Raw genomic sequence first — 17,410 nt, 5'->3', positions numbered from 1 at the left:
TCCCCTTGTTTAATGTGGTATATGGATTAAGATCATCCCTTAACGGAACCGATCATAACACCCTGTACAAAGTAACGCTGGAGGAATGGATACACCGCAATGACTGGTAGGGTGGCAACAATGATGACAGCATATTTGACCAGTGCAGCGATCTCCGCTTTGGTATTCATCGCCGTTGCTGAAGACGTATCGATAGCGCCTCCCCCCTGTGCCGCCATTTCCTGAAGCACCAGAATCTGGCGCAGAAAGAGCTGTAGCGGGTACTTGGAGGAATCATTCAGATAGATCATGGCACTAAAATAGCTGTTCCAGTGTCCGACTCCATAGAAGAGCGCCATCACTGCAATGATTGGCATCGAAAGCGGGAGCACAATCTTGATGAACAACCGGGTGTTGGTACACCCATCAATATGCGCCGCTTCCTGTAACTCCTTGGGGATGGTCGATTGGAAGAACGTCCGGCATACGATAATATTCCAGATGGATGCAGCTCCAGGCAGAATAAGTGCCCACATGCTGTTCACCATACCAAGATCCTTAACCAGCAGGTAACTTGGGACAAGCCCTCCGCCGAAGAACATCGTTACCATAAACATCGCCATGAAGAATCCACGTCCCACAAAGTCCGAGCGGCTGAGCGCATAGGCTGCGGGTAGTGTAACAATCAGGTTAACGTTGGTACCTACAACGGTATAGATGATCGTATTTTTGTACCCAATCCAGATGTTGGTGTTCTCAAACACCCGGGCGTAACCTTCAAACGTAATCCCTTTTGGCAGTAGCCACATCTCACCGGAGGCTACATATTTGGGATCACTGATTGAAGCACTGATGATGTATAACAGCGGATACAGCACAATGACGAGCGCTACCGTCAGATAGATGTAATTACACAATAAGAACAATTTATCACTTCTGCTTTCTTTCACAGCGGATGACATGTGTATTCCCTCCTTTTACCACAGGCTGTTTTCACTGGTGCGGCGTGCAATCTGATTCACGGTAATAAGCAGAATCGCATTCACTACGGAGTTGAACAATCCCACCGCCGTAGAGAAACTGTACTGCGCATCGACCAGACCGGACCGATAGACAAATGTTGAGATGACATCGGACGAGCCCATGTTCAGCGGATTTTGCAGCAGCAGGATTTTCTCGAATCCGACGCCCAGAATACTGCCCATATTCAGAATTAACAAGATGGTGATCGTAGGGATGATCGCTGGAATGTTAATATGCAAAATCCGTTTAAACCGGCTCGCACCATCCACCACAGCCGCTTCATGCAGTTGCGGGTCCACACCCGATAGAGCGGCAAGGTATATAATGGTGCCCCAGCCTGCACTTTGCCAGACTCCTGACAGTACATACACTGTTTTGAACCACGCAGGGTCCGTCAGGAATTGAGGTGACTGAAATCCAAGGGCCTGTACCAAATTGACAATCATGCCTGACGAGGGTGATAAAAAGGTAATGATCATCCCCGACATCACAACAACCGAAATGAAATGCGGTGCATACGTGACGGTCTGCACAGTACGCTTGAAGAAGGAATCCTTCACTTCATTGAACGCTAACGCCAGAATAATCGGCAGTGGAAAACCTATAGCCAGCTCATACAAGCTGATGCTAAGGGTATTCCATAGTAAATCCCAAAAATAATACGAATTGAAGAAACGGATAAAATGATCGAATCCGACCCATGGGCTTCCTGTGACACCAAGCGTTGGGATGAAATTTTTAAATGCAATTTGTATGCCGTACATCGGACCATAATGGAATATCAGAAAGTATAGAAAGGCTGGTGCAATAAACAGATACAACTCCCAGTTCCGAATCGTCCTTCTCCATAATTTATTTTTCTTACTGCTCGGATTCGTGTATACCGATAAGTTTTGCGACAAGGCGGACTTCCCATCTGGTTGCATCAGTTGTTTCCTCCTTTTTTGGTAACGCTTACATACCGAGTTTATGGTTCATTTCCTAATCCGTAAATATGCCATTTCAATCTTCACTTCTAAAATCACGGAATATACTGTTACAACAGGGGTTTGCACTTTTGTTGCCAGCTTGTCATTGTCATTTCGGGGTTTTAAAACATGTAGAATTTGACCTATTTCCCTCCTGTAGTTGTCATTGAGAGTTTCATCACATGAACCTGAAAGATGTCAGATCCGAACTTAGGTTAGAAAACAGACCTTAAAGTCAAAACCCACATATACGCATGGGACACGGTATTGATGTCTACAGCCATCATACTGAATTCTAAGGTTTGCAGGTTTCAAGGTTTTACCGATGTGATACATTGTAATATTATCTATCATATATCTCTCGCACACTACAAGCCTGTAATGGCTTGCCTTTATTCTATATTTCTCCTCCCTCTTTCGTATATATGTTGTTTTTATCTTTGCCTACAGGATGCATAAACGCTTGTAAACACTGGAAATACGGAGCCGTATATGTAGTTTTTGCACAAGGTGTGGAATCTGAAAACAGTAGATATTTCGGTAAAAGACCATTAAAAAAAGCCGATTCAGTAACACGAATTGGCTTTATAATCTAAGGAGCTATCCATTTAATTCATAAAAAATGACATAATCAATTACACTACATGTAATATAAATGATCATATGAAAACCTGTGTACAGTTTCAACTCAAATAAAAAACCACTCTCCATACATGTATGGAGAGTGGTTTTGATGATACACATCCGTTTTAACCATGTTCAGTTTGTAGGGTTTGCAGTGAATTTACTTACCAGAAGGTTGAGCTTCTGCCGTGTACCCTGTTGGGATATCCGTTTCTGCAGTCACATTGGTGATAACCATCGGATACATCATGTCTGGATCAGGTTGAATAATGGAATAGAGCACGATGGCGCGTCCATCCTTCTCCAATTTCACATCATCAATCTTCAATCCATAACCAGGGTGCGGCATTTCAGCACTGAGTTTAACTTTGGTTGTTTTGTCATCAACCTTCGTTGTTGTTACTTCAGGTACAATCGCTTGTTGGCCTTCACCTGGATTGGTTGGAGCTGGCTCTGTCGAGCCACCATTGCCGTGTTTATCCACAAATTCAAGTGCATTGAAGATCATGCTTGCAGCCTCCATACGGGTAAGCGACTGATCTGGACGGAAATTCCCGTCCTTATCCAGTTCAATGATGTTCATGTTCAGCAGGTTCTGGACTGCAGATATGGCGTCCTTACCGATTTTATTTTCGTCCTTAACAAGATTATACTTCATGATGACCGGATAATTCCCGGTTGTGTTAATCCCTTCATTCAGCAAAATGACAAACAGTTCACGCGTCATCTTGCCCTGCGGGTTCACTTCAACCGGAATGGACAGTCCATTCTGAGTAGCGGCCTGCACCGCATCGGCATACCACGTATCCGGACTGATTTTATTCTGAGCGGATGCTTCCGCAAATTCATTTTTCAGACCAAATGCATTCACAATCAGTTGAACACCCTGTGGCTCGGACAATGCAAGATCTGGACGGAACAGATCCGCTGTTACTCCGTTAACAATGCCTTTTGATTTCAATGAATCCACAACCGACTTCTGACCTTCATCCTTCACATCTGTGAAAGCAAATACCGATGCACCTCCTGCTGTCAAAGAAACGCAGAGCGCAAGTGTTGCAGCCAATCCTTTTTTATGTTTCATTTCCTGGCACCTCCATATGATTAGTAAAGCCTATTTTCAACCTCTTCATTCCTACAGACGGGGTATCCGTTGAAAATGTTTCAGTAATTTCGACATCTGGTGAATACAACACGAGAACACTGCATAGAACCCTTCTCCAACGCCGATAATCTAAATCACCTGCTTTTTGCTAAGTGGCTTCGTTGACATCCCATCGGATTAGCGCAAAAATAAGAATAGAGAAATCTATCGGATGACGGATAAACAACGAACTGGATCGCATACAGTAAGAGGGCACGACGCGCTAATAACAGGTGTCGGCCCTTTTCTTGACTCCACCTGCTGAACTGACTTCACCTATAACAAAAGGAGAACAACGCTTATGTCCAAGAAAGGATTACTTCGCGGTTATGTTGTGTCGAACTGGCCTGTTTATCTGGTTGCTGTTCTTCTGATTATTGCCTCCAATGTCGGGCAAGCATCCCTGCCCCGCATACTCGGCAGCTTCACGGATCAGTTGATGCAGAACTCTCTTCAGGTGCAGACGGTCGTAAGGTACAGCCTGTCCCTTCTGGCTATTGCCATCGGGTATAATCTGCTGTTCGGTACTGGGCAATTCATGATTATGAAGCTCGGTCGACGCTTCGAATTCATGACGCGTGAGCGTATATTCAGTAAGTTTTCCGAACTTAGCGAACATTATTTCTCCAAACAGGGGAACGGAAAACTGCTCAGTTATGTCATGAATGACGTGACTTCCGTACGTGAAGCGATATCCAATGGTGTGACACTCATGACCAACGCCACCTTCCTGCTGTTGTCCTGCATTGTCATGATGCTGCTTAGCGGGATTCCGTTGACGCTCATTCTAATCAGTGTTGTCCCTTTGCTGGCGATTCCATTTCTGGTCGTGTTTTTTGGTCCGCGGATTCGCAAGCGCTCTCGCGACGTGCAGGAAGCTCTTGCAACCATGACGGAATCGGCAGAAGAACAGTTGGGTGGCATTCGCGTAACCAAGACGTTTGCCATCGAAGACAGTGCTCGTGCACGCTTTGGAACCACCGTCGATGAGATCAAGAGCAAACAGCTTCGACTCGTTCGTCTGTCTTCGTTGTTTCAAGCCTTGCTCCCGCTGCTGGGAGCCATCTCATTGGTCGTTTCTCTGCTTGTTGGAGGTATTATGACCATGCAGAATTCCATTACACTCGGGAGTTTTGTCGCCTTAACCTTATATCTGCGCATGATTATGGGACCGCTTCAACAGATCGGCAATGTTATTAATACCGTTCAGCGCTCAGGCGCATCATTGGAGCGGGTGAATGACCTACTCAGCGAAGTAGCAGATGTACGTGAACTTCCTGAAGCCACAGCGCTCCAAACCGTACAAGATATCACCATGGAGAATCTAACCTTCTCCTATCCTGGCAGTTCATCTCCTGCTCTCCAAAACATTCAACTCAATATCCGTGCCGGGCGAACGGTCGGTATTGTAGGCAAGACCGGCTCAGGTAAAAGTACCCTCGTTAAGCTATTGCTGCGTACATATGAACCACCTGAAGGAACGATTCGCATCAATGGTACCGATATTCGGCAGTTGTCGCTGGAAAGTCTAAGATCACGCATCGCCTATGTCCCTCAGGATGGATTCCTGTTTAGTACCACCATCCGAGATAACATCGCATTTAGCGACCGGGAAGTATCGCTGGATACAGTGGAACATAGTGCACGGCAAGCCATGATCTATGATAATATTGTCCGTTTTCCTGATCGCTTTGATACACTGCTTGGCGAACGTGGACTCACCTTGTCTGGTGGACAGCGTCAGCGAACCAGTCTTGCAAGAGGACTGATCAAACAAGCACAGTTACTTATTCTGGATGACAGCATGAGCGCGGTTGATGCTGTCACCGAGAGTGGTATTCTGCGTAGCCTGCGTGAGATCGGCAAGGGCAAGACTACATTAATCATCTCTCATCGCATCAGCGCGGTCCGTCATGCGGACGATATTATCGTTCTGGATGAAGGGCGAGTCGCTGAACAGGGAACACATGCGCAGTTGATGGCTGCCAAGGGGTTATATGCGGCCACCTACCGTTTGCAGGAGGAGGGATTACATCATGTCTAACACTAACGCTGAACTTCACCCAGATGCAGAGGCCGATCAGAGTAAACGAACTTCGTTTAAGGCGATGATGGCATACGCCAAACCGCATAAATGGGCTTTTGCCGGTATCTTCTTCTGCTCACTGCTTGGCATATCGGCAGATCTGCTGCAACCCTATCTGGTGAAGATCGCCATCGATGATCATCTGGCCGTGGGCCAGACCAGTGTGGGCTTTCTCGTTCAGCTCGCAGCCATCTTTCTTGGGCTGGCTGTCATCAGTTTTATTTTTACCTATATCCAGAATAATCTGTTGCAGCATGTGGGTCAGAACATTGTATCCCGGATCAGAAAGGACCTGTTCAAGCATATCTCCAAGATGTCCATGTCCTTCTTTGACCGTTTTCATATCGGCAGTCTGGTCACAAACGTATCCAGTGATACGGAGACCATCAGCAGCTTTTTCACTCAAGTACTGCTCAGTCTGATTCGGGATGGTATGATGCTGGTGCTCATTATCGTCTTTATGTTCCAACTTGATCCTGTGCTGGCGACATACTCCCTGATCGTTCTGCCTGTCATTGCGGTGGTTGCGGTATTATTCCGTAGTCGATTGCGAAAAGCTTATCAAAATGCCCGTACGCGTCTTTCCCGTCTGATCGCATTTACGGCGGAGAACCTGTCCGGTATGTTTCTGATTCAGGCTTTTCACCAAGAGGAAGAACAGAAGAAACGTTTCTCGGAACAGAACGCACTTCACCTGAAAGCCAACATTGCTCAAGCCCGCTCCAATGTTATCTTCAACCGAACGTTTGATATCCTTGGCAATGCGGCACTGGTCATGATGGTCTGGCTTGGAGGTCGCGCCGTACTGGGTGAGTCCCTGCAAGTCGGGGTATTATATGCGTTTATCAGCTATATTCGTCAGTTCTTTCAACCGATTAACCAGATTACGATGCAATGGAATACATTCCAGTCCACGACCGTATCAATGGATCGCATCTGGAACATTCTGAATACACGGCCTGAAGTTGCCGATCCCAAACCCGTGATGGCCTCCTCGCTGGAACCACAAAATGTGATGGGCCAGATTGATTTTAACGATGTGTCGTTTGGTTATCGGGCAGACCGGCCCTTGATCCAACAGATGAACCTGCACCTCTATCCGGGTGAAATGGTAGGTATTGTAGGCACAACAGGCGCTGGAAAAAGCACCCTGATCTCCCTGCTCAATCGCTTCTATGATGTAGACAAGGGCAGTATCGAGATTGATGGTACTGATATTCGGCATCTACCGCAGGCTAAGCTTCATCGGATCGTGGGTCTGATTCAACAGGAACCTTTCCTGTTCTCCGGTTCCATTATTGATAATGTGAGGATGTTTCGTGAGGATATTACGCGAGAGCAGGCGATTGAGGCCTGCCGGTTTGTCGGAGCACATGCGATGATTTCACGTTTGCCTCACGGATATGATACACATCTATCCGAACGCGGAAGCGGACTATCCGCTGGGGAGCGGCAGTTGATTTCATTTGCCCGAATCGTGGTGTTCCAGCCCCGAGTACTCATCCTGGATGAGGCAACCGCCAATCTGGACTCACACACGGAACAGCTTGTTCAGCAGGCGTTGGAATCGGTATCCCAGGGACGCACCACCATTGTCATTGCTCATCGCCTGTCCACAGTGATGCATGCCGATCGAATTCTGGTGATGGAGAATGGGGAGATTGTGGAGGAAGGACCGCACCAGGAACTAATCGCAGCCAACGGTGTATATGCAGACTTGTACACCCATGCGCGTGATGCAGGTAAAAATTCAGCTATATCAGGGTAATGAACCTGAGTTATAGTAAATACAGAACGTTGAACATGCCGCTCTGCTTATGCAGGCGGCACGTTTGGCATATCGATCAGCATTGTTAATTAGGAGGAACATCCATGCAACAACCCGAAACACCCAAGCGTGACCATCAGCAGATTCGTTACCAACGTAGCACAGCTCTATGGAAGGGAAGTTTATGCTTCCTTTTCCTTCTCTTGTGCGTGAGCTTATTATGGATCATCGTGGACGGACAAGCCGAAAGACTGGAGACCATATACTATTCCATTGCAGCCGTGCTGGGTATGTGGTTGATCGGACCGCTGTTCTTCATGTTTGTGTCACGACTAACCAAAACCCCTGCCGTGTTGTTATCCTGGGATGATGATGCGATAAGCACGGGCAAACGTAAGATTGCTTGGAGCCAGATTCGCAAAGTCGAACTCGCCTCACCTGCCCGCAGCAAGTGGCTCCTGTCCGCTTCTCCCATGTTTGTCCTGTACTTAAAGGACGGCACACGGTCTCATATTCAGACAGATCATCTGCTGAGCAAAAAAGAGCTGAACCAGGCTGTGACTTTGCTTCAGGAGACTTTGCAGGAACAGAAATAGGATCGTTGAGTACCGGGATGGATGAGGACAAGCTCCCCGCACATCACTGTGATTTCTCTACACCTATGGACAGGCTGACTTTGTAATTGCCGTAGGGCAGTAATGCTTCAAGCAGTTGGCCAAGCTGCTCTGTGGTGCCAGTCTGCACTCTCATCAGATAACAGCCTTCTCCACTGACGCGATGGACTTCAACGATGTCCTCACGTTCAGCAATGAATGTACGAAAGGCGGCATGTCTGTCGCCGGAGTTCAAGAAAACTGTAACAAAGGCCTGTAGACCAAGGCCAAGGCGTTCCGGGTTCCATTTTACCGTATACCCTTCAATCACACCCAGATCTTGCAGCTTGCGCACTCTTGCACCAACGGCCTGTCCCGTGAGATGAACCTCTTCACCGATCTCTTTGTGAGAACGTTTGGCATCCTGAATCAGAATCTGCAAAATACGTATATCCGTGTCATCTATCATTTCATTCATCTTGCTTCAGCAATCCTTTCACGGTGAAATTAGCGTGGCCTAATTCCATTCATCATGTTATGTACGCCGTTAAACGGGTTGTATACCATATAGGGTAATACTATTAAACAACTCGAAGGAGTGCAAATATAATGAAAATTCAATTGATTCGCAATGCTACACTGTGGCTGGAATACGGAGGGCTGAACATTCTCGTTGATCCGATGCTGATGGACGCCGAAGTCATGCCTGCATTCCCGAACACACCGAATGAGCTACGTAATCCAAGAGTGAGTTTGCCCGAAACCGAAACGGATTATCTGAATCCGGATCTGTTGATTGTTACACACACCCATGTGGACCACTGGGATGAAGCCGCGGCAAAACAACTTGGCAAAGACATTCCCCTGATCTGCCAGCCTGGGGACGAGAATGTATTTCTGGGTGCCGGATTCACGAATGTAACAGCTGTAGATGAAAAACATGAGCATCACTCTGTCCGATTCGCCCGCACATCCGGGCATCATGGCACAGGTGAAATCGGTGAACGTATGGGCAACGTGTCCGGTTTCGTACTTGAAGCAGATGGAGAACCTGTCACCTATATTGCGGGGGATACAATCTGGTGTGAAGAACCTGCTGAGGCCATCCGCCAATATACGCCTGAAGTCATTGTCGTGAATGCCGGAGGTGCACGCTTCGTGGAGGGTGATCCCATTACGATGGACGGACCTGACGTTATCGCCGTGAAGCGCCATGCGCCATCTGCTCATGTCATCGCTGTGCACATGGATGCGATTAACCATTGTGTGATGTCTCGTACGGATCTTGCGACTTATCTGGCATCCGAGCAGATGGATGGTCAGGTGCTCATCCCACGTGACGGTGAAAGTTTTGAATTTTAAATTGAAGCGGAAGCTACGCTGAAGCAAAGCGGAAGAGAAATAACCTTTTTACACAGGTGGGTGGATTGTAACGAACTCAGCACACGTTATTAGTCTGTTTTCAGCTAATCTGATATCCTAACGAATCCTAGACATGTTATTTCCGCTCTGGGCATGCTTTTACCGAGATTTATCCATCATTTTGCCAGAATAACGTGTCTCCGATTCGTTAAATTTTTACTATAATGATAGTCGGCACAATTAGGTGTCCCAGGTTCGTTAGCGCGTATCCGTATGGCAGGACCATGTAATTCATTTCAACACACCCCATTACCTAACTCATATGCTATCTTGTCTGCCACATCATCACTCATGTCCCCCATGCCTTCCCTTTCCCTATAAAATACAACGAAAAAAAGCTGGATGCGATGAACTCGCACCCAGCTTTTTTGATTGAAGGAACACGCTGATCCGCTGTCCGCTGGCTTCCTTCTCGGGCATCATCCCCGCCATTGCGCTCCAACGTGTCCCATCCCTTTATGCTAATCCATTACTGCACTTTCAAACGGATCACGTTCCATGATGCTTTTGCCAAGCTCGCCGTAATCAGGGTATCAGATACAACTGCACCCCCGCGATTATGAGGAGCAACGCGGTTTGGTTGTGCTGCCGTATTCGATGCTTTGAGATCATCACTTTCCAGCACGATATGCTCGATCACGGTACACTTCCCGAAGCTGCGCAGGTCCACTTCGAGCGGAAGGGATTCTTCCAGATGACGGTTGACTGCAAATACAGTCACTTCACCCTGCTCTTCGTTATGAACCGCAATAGCTTCCAGATAAGGGACATCCGTGATTTGTTTTGTATCGTATTTTGGAGACTGGATCAATGGCACCAATGCTGTTCCACGTCCGAAGAGAGATGTATGCATGAATGGATAGAAGATTGTCTGTCTCCATGAACCACCACCGGTATCTGTCATGATCGGCGCAATCACGTTAACGAGTTGTGCCAGACAAGCCATTTTAACCCGATCCGCATGTTTGAGCATACTGATCAACATACATCCAACAAGCAGTGCATCCTCATGATTGTAGATATCCTCCAGCTGTGGCGGAGCAATCTGCCAAGGGTCCATCTTCGAATCATTTTCATTGGAGTGATACCATACATTCCACTCATCAAAGGACAGATACATCGTCTTTTTGCTGCGTTTCTTCGCTTTGATATAATCACAAGTCGCCTTCACGGTATCGATAAAACGATCCATTTCAAGCGAGCGTGCCAGGAACGTTGGTGTATCTTGCTCTTGATTGCCGTAGTATTGATGCAAGGACAGATACTCCACGTGATCATACGTATGATCCAGCACCGTTGCTTCCCATTCCGGGAACGATGGCATATTCAGATTCGAACTTCCGCAGGCTACCAGCTCAATCGTCGGGTCCGTCCACTTCATGACTTTTGCCGCTTCAACTGCTAACCGTCCATACTCATCTGCCGTTTTGTGACCAATCTGCCAAGGACCATCCATCTCGTTGCCCAGACACCATGTTTTGATCGCATGTGGCTGCTTGTATCCATGCTTGATGCGAAGATCACTATAGTACGAACCTTCCGGATGGTTGCTGTACTCTACAATGTTGCGAGCTGCATCCGTACCCCGTGTTCCCAGATTGACCGCCATCATCACTTCAGAATTAGCCTGTTTTGCCCAGTCCACGAATTCGTTGAAGCCAAATTCATTGGTCTCAATCGTTCTCCAGGCCAGTTCCAGTCTACGTTTGCGTTCTGACACAGGTCCAACCGAATCTTCCCAATTGTAACCGGATACAAAATTGCCTCCAGGATAACGTACAATCGGTACATTCAACTCTTTGACCATCTCCAGCACATCCGTGCGGAAACCCTGTTCATTCGCTGATGGATGCCCCGGCTCGTAAATCCCGCCATAGACTGCACGTCCCAGATGCTCAATAAATGATCCGTACAATCGCTTATCCACTACACCAATAGTAAAATCTTTATCTACCGTCATTTTTGCTTTTTCCATAATGAATTTCAACTCCCTAAGATTAATATAAAAATTAATTGATATTCTATGGATCAACGTTCATATTTATATTAAAATCGATTATAGCCTTAATTTCAACCTGAATTTTGCAAAATGTTATTCTTTTTACTGAATTTATGTTTAACTTAATTCTATACAGATAAAATGGAGGAACAACTGTGATCAGAGCAAATACCGATGCCGAATGGCTACCCCTATATGAAGCACTTGCCAGTGAAGTCCGTCTACAGATCATCCGCCTTGTTGCAGAGACTCCGATGAATGTGAAAGACCTTGCTGCTTCACTGGGTCTGAGTAGTGCCATCGTGACCATGCATGTCCGCAAACTTCAGGATGTGGGCATTATTCAGTCCAAAATGATACGCAAAGACGGCGGCACACATAAAATGAACAGCCTTGCTGTAGACTGGATTGGCATCTCCATGCCCCAAGAAAGCGGGACAGCCCGCAAGCTCCATGAGGTTTCCGTCCCTGTGGGACACTACACCCACTTCGACGTTTATCCGACATGTGGTCTGGCTACGTCCAATCATGTTATCGGTCAGTATGATGACCCTCGTTATTTTCTTGACCCCGAGCGGATGCATGCCCATATTCTATGGTTTGGCCGTGGATTTGTGGAGTACAAAATTCCAAACTATATCTTATCCGGACAGCAGATCAATGCGATTGAATTGTCCCTCGAGATCGGGTCAGAAGCACCTTCGGTGAATCCGAATTGGCCCTCGGATATTACATTCATGCTGAATGGCATCCGATTAGGGGAATGGACAAGCCCTGGAGATTCAGGCAACGGACGTGGCATGTTCACCCCGGAATGGTGGAGTGACAGTGTCAATCAGTACGGCATGCTCAAGGTACTGCGAATTACCAATGAGGGTACGTTTATTGATGGACAACATCTATCCGACATTACACTCGCAGATATCCCGGTCGAACGCAACCAATGGACTCTTCGTCTTTCGGTGGAGGAAGATGCTCAGCATGTAGGCGGTCTTACCTTATATGGTGAGGGATTCGGCAACTACAATCAGGATATCCTGTTCCGGCTGTACTATCACGATTGAGTTCTTCAAAATAATAAATAACACCAAAACACCTCCCACTCGCCTGTCAAAGGCAGAATGGGAGGTGTTTTGTATGCATATGAACATGCGTGGATTATTTAAGAAGGTTCTTGTTTCAACCTACAGCGCACTGCCACCAAACAGGAAGCGATACTCCCAGTGTTTGCCGGAGATATCACTAGTTGTTACACCACCGCCAGCGTTGGAATACGTATGTAATACCTTGCCGTTGCCCAGGTAAATCCCTGTGTGCGTAATGGTTGCGCTAGATTTATTCACGCCCGAATACGATGATGCAGAGCTGCCTTTATACGACATGAAATACATCAGATCACCGCGTTTCAGGTTTTTCCAGTTCGTCTGAACTGTACCCTTGGCTTTTACATAGTCTCCCTGTTTGCGGGAATCCGCTGGAAGCTTGATGCCCAGTGCATCAATGAAGGCCTGGCGTACAAAGCTGGAACAGTCAAAAGTAGCTGTGCTGTTACGACTGGCTCCGAACTCATAAGGTGTTCCCAAATATTTCATTCCCGCTGCAATCACTTTTTCTACAGACGCATTGCCGGTCACCGATGTACCACTATTCGAACCCGATCCGCTTGTGCCGCCACTAATCGCTTGTGTGTATTTGGATGAAGAAGATATGTAGCCTGTCCGGTTAGCAGAATCCTTAATCTTATACCAATCCGAACCGGATTGCTGAAGCACCGTTACCGTTTCCCCTTTAGCGACCAAGCGAACAATCTTCGCAGAAGAAGAAGGTGTTGTGCGTAGGTTTACGCCCCAAATTACTTTTACTTGTGAATTGTTAACAGCAGCTGCCGATACCTGTGCCGTTAGTGCTCCTGTCGTCAGACTTCCCATCAGCATCGTTGCTGTGACACTTGCCGTAATAATCGTTTTTTTCCAGTTCATGATGTCGAGTTCCCCCTGATGTTACAGAATTTTAACCTGGCTTGGTTCTCCCGGGCTTGCCCCATTGTAAACGGGCTATCCATAACGTTCATCAGTCAAAAGTCCTGTATTGATATAGGCGAACTTGAGCACTAAGTATCAGGGTGTGTCCATAATCTGCTGGAAAAATTCACTGCTGATCCCTTCTTTTTGAAAGGTTAAATTATTGTAACTTTTGATATGCTTCATTTTACCGCGATAAAAGAGTTAGGTCGTTTCTCATTCAGGGTATATGCCATATGACCTAGATTTTAATGTTTAAAATCGCAAATTTGGTAAACATTACTATGATTCATTTGCCGATTACCGTTCACCGAATTCACATTTTTGCCTCCAGACTCAATACGGATCGATTTATCAGCAGTGTCCGTTTGATTATTTTGTATTTCATTTTTGCACTCCATAAAAAAAAGAAAAGCCAGGGATTTCTCCCCGGCTTAACCTGTATGATGAGTAACATCACTCTACAATCGGTCGATCAACTCATTTAAGGTTCAATTCCCCATACCTTGGCGCCATCCTGATAAGCTGTCACTTTTGTCCAGGCACTGAAGGCCGATTGGGTGGAATCAAAGGAATAATCATTCGTTTGATCAAAATTCGTCCAGTTGTTTTTCGAGAAACGTCCCTGGATGATTCCGGTTTCGGCACCCGCGGCCAAACTGCCAGCACCCGATTTGAATCCAATCTCCAGATACGTATCTGCCGTGCCCTTCGCCGGATCTATCGAAACAAAATGCCCTTCCACGTTACCACTGCCAATTTGCGCATAATCACACCAGAAACTCAGATCAGCGGCACTATCCTTGGTGAAATAATACCGGACCTTCACTTTGCTCAAGTCCACAGCAGTTGTACCTGTATTCTTCACATTAAATTGTGGAGTAATCGCATTGACCGAAGCCCCTGAACTACCATTACGGTATTGTACTTCAAGTGTTCCCGTTGTAACTGGAGGTGCCAATGGGGTCAACACCAATACATTTGAATTCGTCTGACCACTTGTATTAATGGCTACGACTCTATAATTATAAGCTGTACCATTCACCGCTGTAGCGTCGGTATACGTCAGTGCGGTCAAACCTGTTGCCAGATCAGCATATGCCCCGGTGCCTACCGAACGTTGTACCTTATAACTCGTAGCTCCAGTTGATGCGGTCCATGTCAGTACCGCCTGGGCATCGCCAGCCGTTCCAGTGAGGTTGAATACGCCTGGCACAACGGTACCTGCGAGTGGTGTTGCAGATGCCTGTGTCGACGGTGCAGACTCACCTACGGCATTCACCGCAGTGATGACATAATAATACGTTGTGCCGTTGGTCAAGCCTGTATCCGTGAATGTCGATCCTGTGACCCCTGTCGCTACAGACGTATAAGGACCACCATTCACTTCTGCACGTTTCACGGTATACGAGGCTGCACCAGCGGCTGCGTTCCAATTCAGAACCACTTGCTCACTTCCTCCAGTTGCTGTTACGCCAGCAGGAGCAGCGGGTACTTCCACTTCCGGACTATCCGAATCTCCGAGGAGACGATCATACTCGCCGTACGCTGTAGCCATATCCACCTGTGACCAGAACCGGTGATACGTAAAGGTAGGTGCACCATTTTCCCACTGTTTCGTGGTTGTGTTATATGACGTTTTGTACAGATTATCAAGGTATGCCCATGCCGGATCTTGCTTGATGGCCGGACGCAAGTCGGAGTATCCAATGTATACGCCATTGCCACCTTTTGCCGGATCTGAAGGTACACCTGCTGTACCTGGAATCGTATTGCCTTGACCAAAGGTTCCAGACCAGTTCGCCGGGATGTAGATCTCTTTGGCAAAGAAGCGGAAGTAGTCTTTACGTTCTTCTTCCGTAACAATACCCACACCATCATTGTAATCCCAAGCTGTATCCAACAGAGCCTCAGCCAGATCCTTGGCTTCTTGGCCTTCCGCACTAAGTGTGCCGTTCTCTGCCTGAGTTCCCGCTGCGAAGAAGGTCAGAGCTTTAACATAACTTCCCAGAACCCCTGTATCCTGCACTGGATCTTTGGTCGTTACACGGAAGTTCGGATTTTCCGTAAACGAACTGAATCCATTCCATTTGTCCGGTTGACCCTGCCATTCCTGACCACCCGGAATCCAGAACTCTCCCGGAGCCGGCGTTGTTGCTACCTGAACATTAGTTCCACCCAAAATGCGCTGTCCAGCCGCATTCAGATAATAGCCTTGCGCATCCGTCACCGGACGCTCACCTACAAATACATAATCCTTACTCCAGTCGATCCACTTCGTGATTACCTTCTTGGCCATCTGGAAGTTCTCAGAGGTCAAATCCCCGCTCTCCGCAAGAATATAGTACATCTCGGCTACACGCTCCAGCGGCCATGCCTGGAATCCAAACCAGGTGTTGGAATCCGGATCACGATATACAGGTGCCTCCTGATAAGCCATGTCATAGAATGTACTTACGCCTGCCGGATAGGCTTTGTATGAACCATCCAGACTGTTCGTTGCTCCCCCGCCGATAGCTCCTTCATGGGATTGTAGCCAAGTGTAGAATTCCAACTGACGTTTCAGCGTCGCATTCCAATCCGCCTTCGCTGTTGCTGATTTCGGTATCAAGCCGCCAGCCGGGTCAGACAAGGCATACGCTGCAACCGGGTTTTGATAAGCCTGATGGGTATGGCTCGCTCCAATGCGCCAAGCCCAATCCCCACCTTGACCCAAGCCACCTCCCCAAGACGTATACCAAGCCATGAGATACATGTTGGAATCCTTGCCTGTACCCGGAGTTGGTGTACCGCTCTTTGCACTTCCAATTTTCTGGAAGTATTTATCATACATGCCATAGCGCAGATAGTCCCCCATCTTCTTCGCTTTATCCAGATATTCCGGATTGTTGTATCCCATCTCCTTCGCCCAATACAGCACCTGTACAGCACGCGCATCGGCATCCGTGGCGTTAGTGTAACGCCATTGCGCTGACGGTACCTGAGTTTCCTTTGTGAACAAGCTCATGAAGCCTTCGTTTGCCTTACCAAAAGATTTATCATCCTGAGATGGATGCGGAATGGCTTCCCACACAGACTCCTGCTCCCCACGCTGGAACGTGTTCACATAAGTAGCCGTATGTGATGGATTCAACAGGTTGCCATATCCATACCAGTCATCCACATCGACCAGCCAGTGCATGAGATAGGTCTGATTGTTACCATAGGTCGCCTTAAGTTCAGCATCAATCGGGTCTTTACCCGCTGCATATTGACCATTAAGTTGCGATGGATATTGATCAGGGAAAGGTTTTTCCGCTGCATACGTAGCAGGGCTGTTCGGGTTGTATGAGCTCATCGTAGGCTGCTCTTCCTTGCCGTCACCTTCGTTGACCGGAATAATGTATTTTTCCATACTGTCCCAAGCTGCTTCCAGTTGGGACCAATCTCCCGTGTAGTGACCATACATGGTTTCCAACCACAGCCAGTAACTGTATGCCTCGGACGTCGTCATATGACCATAATCCGGTGCCTCACTGAGCAGGGTCTCAATGGAATGATACGGTAGACCCTCTGGAGAAAAATATCCGTTCGCCGGATCTTTCAACTGATCATACAATTGCAAAAAACGGGCTTCATTAATGCTGTCTGCCTGAATCTCGATGGCCTGATCTGCGGCATGTGCTGTTTGCGGCCCTGCCCAGAGTCCGGTGTATCCGGTCAACATGACGGTTCCCGCCAGCATGGCTGTTAAACTTTTTTTCGCAGCTGATTTCAACATTAATATATACCTCCCTGGAATAG

At 47.3% G+C, this 17,410-nt stretch carries 12 protein-coding genes; 5 read left to right on the top strand and 7 right to left on the bottom strand.

All coding sequences use genetic code 11. From position 1 onward, the window contains the following. Positions 1-32: 32 nt before the first annotated feature. The 3 genes from MHI12_RS05895 to MHI12_RS05885 form a co-directional block, all read right to left on the bottom strand. The gene (locus MHI12_RS05895; RefSeq protein WP_405171838.1) at positions 33-941 is read right to left on the bottom strand and encodes a carbohydrate ABC transporter permease; all 909 of its coding nucleotides are present in this window, start codon (positions 939-941) and stop codon (positions 33-35) included. 15 nt (positions 942-956) lie between these two features. Continuing rightward, complete coding sequence (locus MHI12_RS05890; protein ID WP_133386662.1) at positions 957-1,928, bottom strand: sugar ABC transporter permease; 972 nt, start codon at positions 1,926-1,928, stop codon at positions 957-959. 826 nt (positions 1,929-2,754) lie between these two features. Beyond that, on the bottom strand, positions 2,755-3,678 hold the full coding sequence (locus tag MHI12_RS05885; RefSeq protein WP_076251348.1) for an S-layer homology domain-containing protein: 924 nt from the start codon (positions 3,676-3,678) through the stop codon (positions 2,755-2,757). Positions 3,679-4,039: 361 nt separating this feature from the next. Here MHI12_RS05885 and MHI12_RS05880 point away from each other — a divergent pair, with 361 nt between their 5' ends. The 3 genes from MHI12_RS05880 (at position 4,040) to MHI12_RS05870 (ending at position 8,188) form a co-directional block, all read left to right on the top strand. Next, the gene (locus MHI12_RS05880; RefSeq protein WP_405171837.1) at positions 4,040-5,782 is read left to right on the top strand and encodes an ABC transporter ATP-binding protein; all 1,743 of its coding nucleotides are present in this window, start codon (positions 4,040-4,042) and stop codon (positions 5,780-5,782) included. After that, on the top strand, positions 5,775-7,592 hold the full coding sequence (locus MHI12_RS05875) for an ABC transporter ATP-binding protein (protein ID WP_405171836.1): 1,818 nt from the start codon (positions 5,775-5,777) through the stop codon (positions 7,590-7,592). The genes MHI12_RS05880 and MHI12_RS05875 overlap by 8 nt, the downstream gene beginning before the upstream one ends. A 104-nt stretch (positions 7,593-7,696) precedes the next feature. Further along, on the top strand, positions 7,697-8,188 hold the full coding sequence (locus tag MHI12_RS05870) for a hypothetical protein (protein ID WP_405171835.1): 492 nt from the start codon (positions 7,697-7,699) through the stop codon (positions 8,186-8,188). Between the two features lie 43 nt (positions 8,189-8,231). Here MHI12_RS05870 and MHI12_RS05865 read toward each other — a convergent pair whose 3' ends face one another. Next, entirely contained in the window at positions 8,232-8,663 is a 432-nt protein-coding gene (locus MHI12_RS05865) for an Lrp/AsnC family transcriptional regulator (protein ID WP_036611514.1), read from the bottom strand. 131 nt (positions 8,664-8,794) lie between these two features. On the opposite strand from MHI12_RS05865, the gene MHI12_RS05860 reads away from it, so the two are divergent. Further along, positions 8,795-9,547: an MBL fold metallo-hydrolase gene (locus tag MHI12_RS05860; protein ID WP_405171834.1), complete on the top strand. Its 753-nt coding sequence runs from the start codon at positions 8,795-8,797 to the stop codon at positions 9,545-9,547. A gap of 529 nt (positions 9,548-10,076) precedes the next feature. Here MHI12_RS05860 and MHI12_RS05855 read toward each other — a convergent pair. Further along, complete coding sequence (locus MHI12_RS05855; RefSeq protein ID WP_100526926.1) at positions 10,077-11,582, bottom strand: alpha-N-arabinofuranosidase; 1,506 nt, start codon at positions 11,580-11,582, stop codon at positions 10,077-10,079. A 182-nt stretch (positions 11,583-11,764) separates the two neighbouring features. Between MHI12_RS05855 and MHI12_RS05850 the strand changes: the two genes are divergently transcribed. Further along, complete coding sequence (locus MHI12_RS05850) at positions 11,765-12,670, top strand: transcriptional regulator (protein WP_047844139.1); 906 nt, start codon at positions 11,765-11,767, stop codon at positions 12,668-12,670. Between the two features lie 120 nt (positions 12,671-12,790). Here MHI12_RS05850 and MHI12_RS05845 read toward each other — a convergent pair whose 3' ends face one another. Continuing rightward, on the bottom strand, positions 12,791-13,585 hold the full coding sequence (locus MHI12_RS05845) for a C40 family peptidase (protein ID WP_047841902.1): 795 nt from the start codon (positions 13,583-13,585) through the stop codon (positions 12,791-12,793). Positions 13,586-14,111: 526 nt separating this feature from the next. Continuing rightward, positions 14,112-17,387 carry a glycoside hydrolase family 48 protein gene (locus tag MHI12_RS05840; protein WP_405171833.1) on the bottom strand — a complete coding sequence of 1,092 codons (3,276 nt, stop codon included), beginning with the start codon at positions 17,385-17,387 and terminating at the stop codon, positions 14,112-14,114. Positions 17,388-17,410 lie beyond the last annotated feature (23 nt).

Origin of the sequence: Paenibacillus sp. FSL H8-0280, from assembly GCF_045040665.1 — a bacterium.
Lineage (GTDB): Bacteria > Bacillota > Bacilli > Paenibacillales > Paenibacillaceae > Paenibacillus > Paenibacillus xylanexedens_A.
The sequence above is the reverse complement of the archived record's forward strand: the minus strand, read 5'-3'. Positions and strand labels throughout refer to the sequence as shown.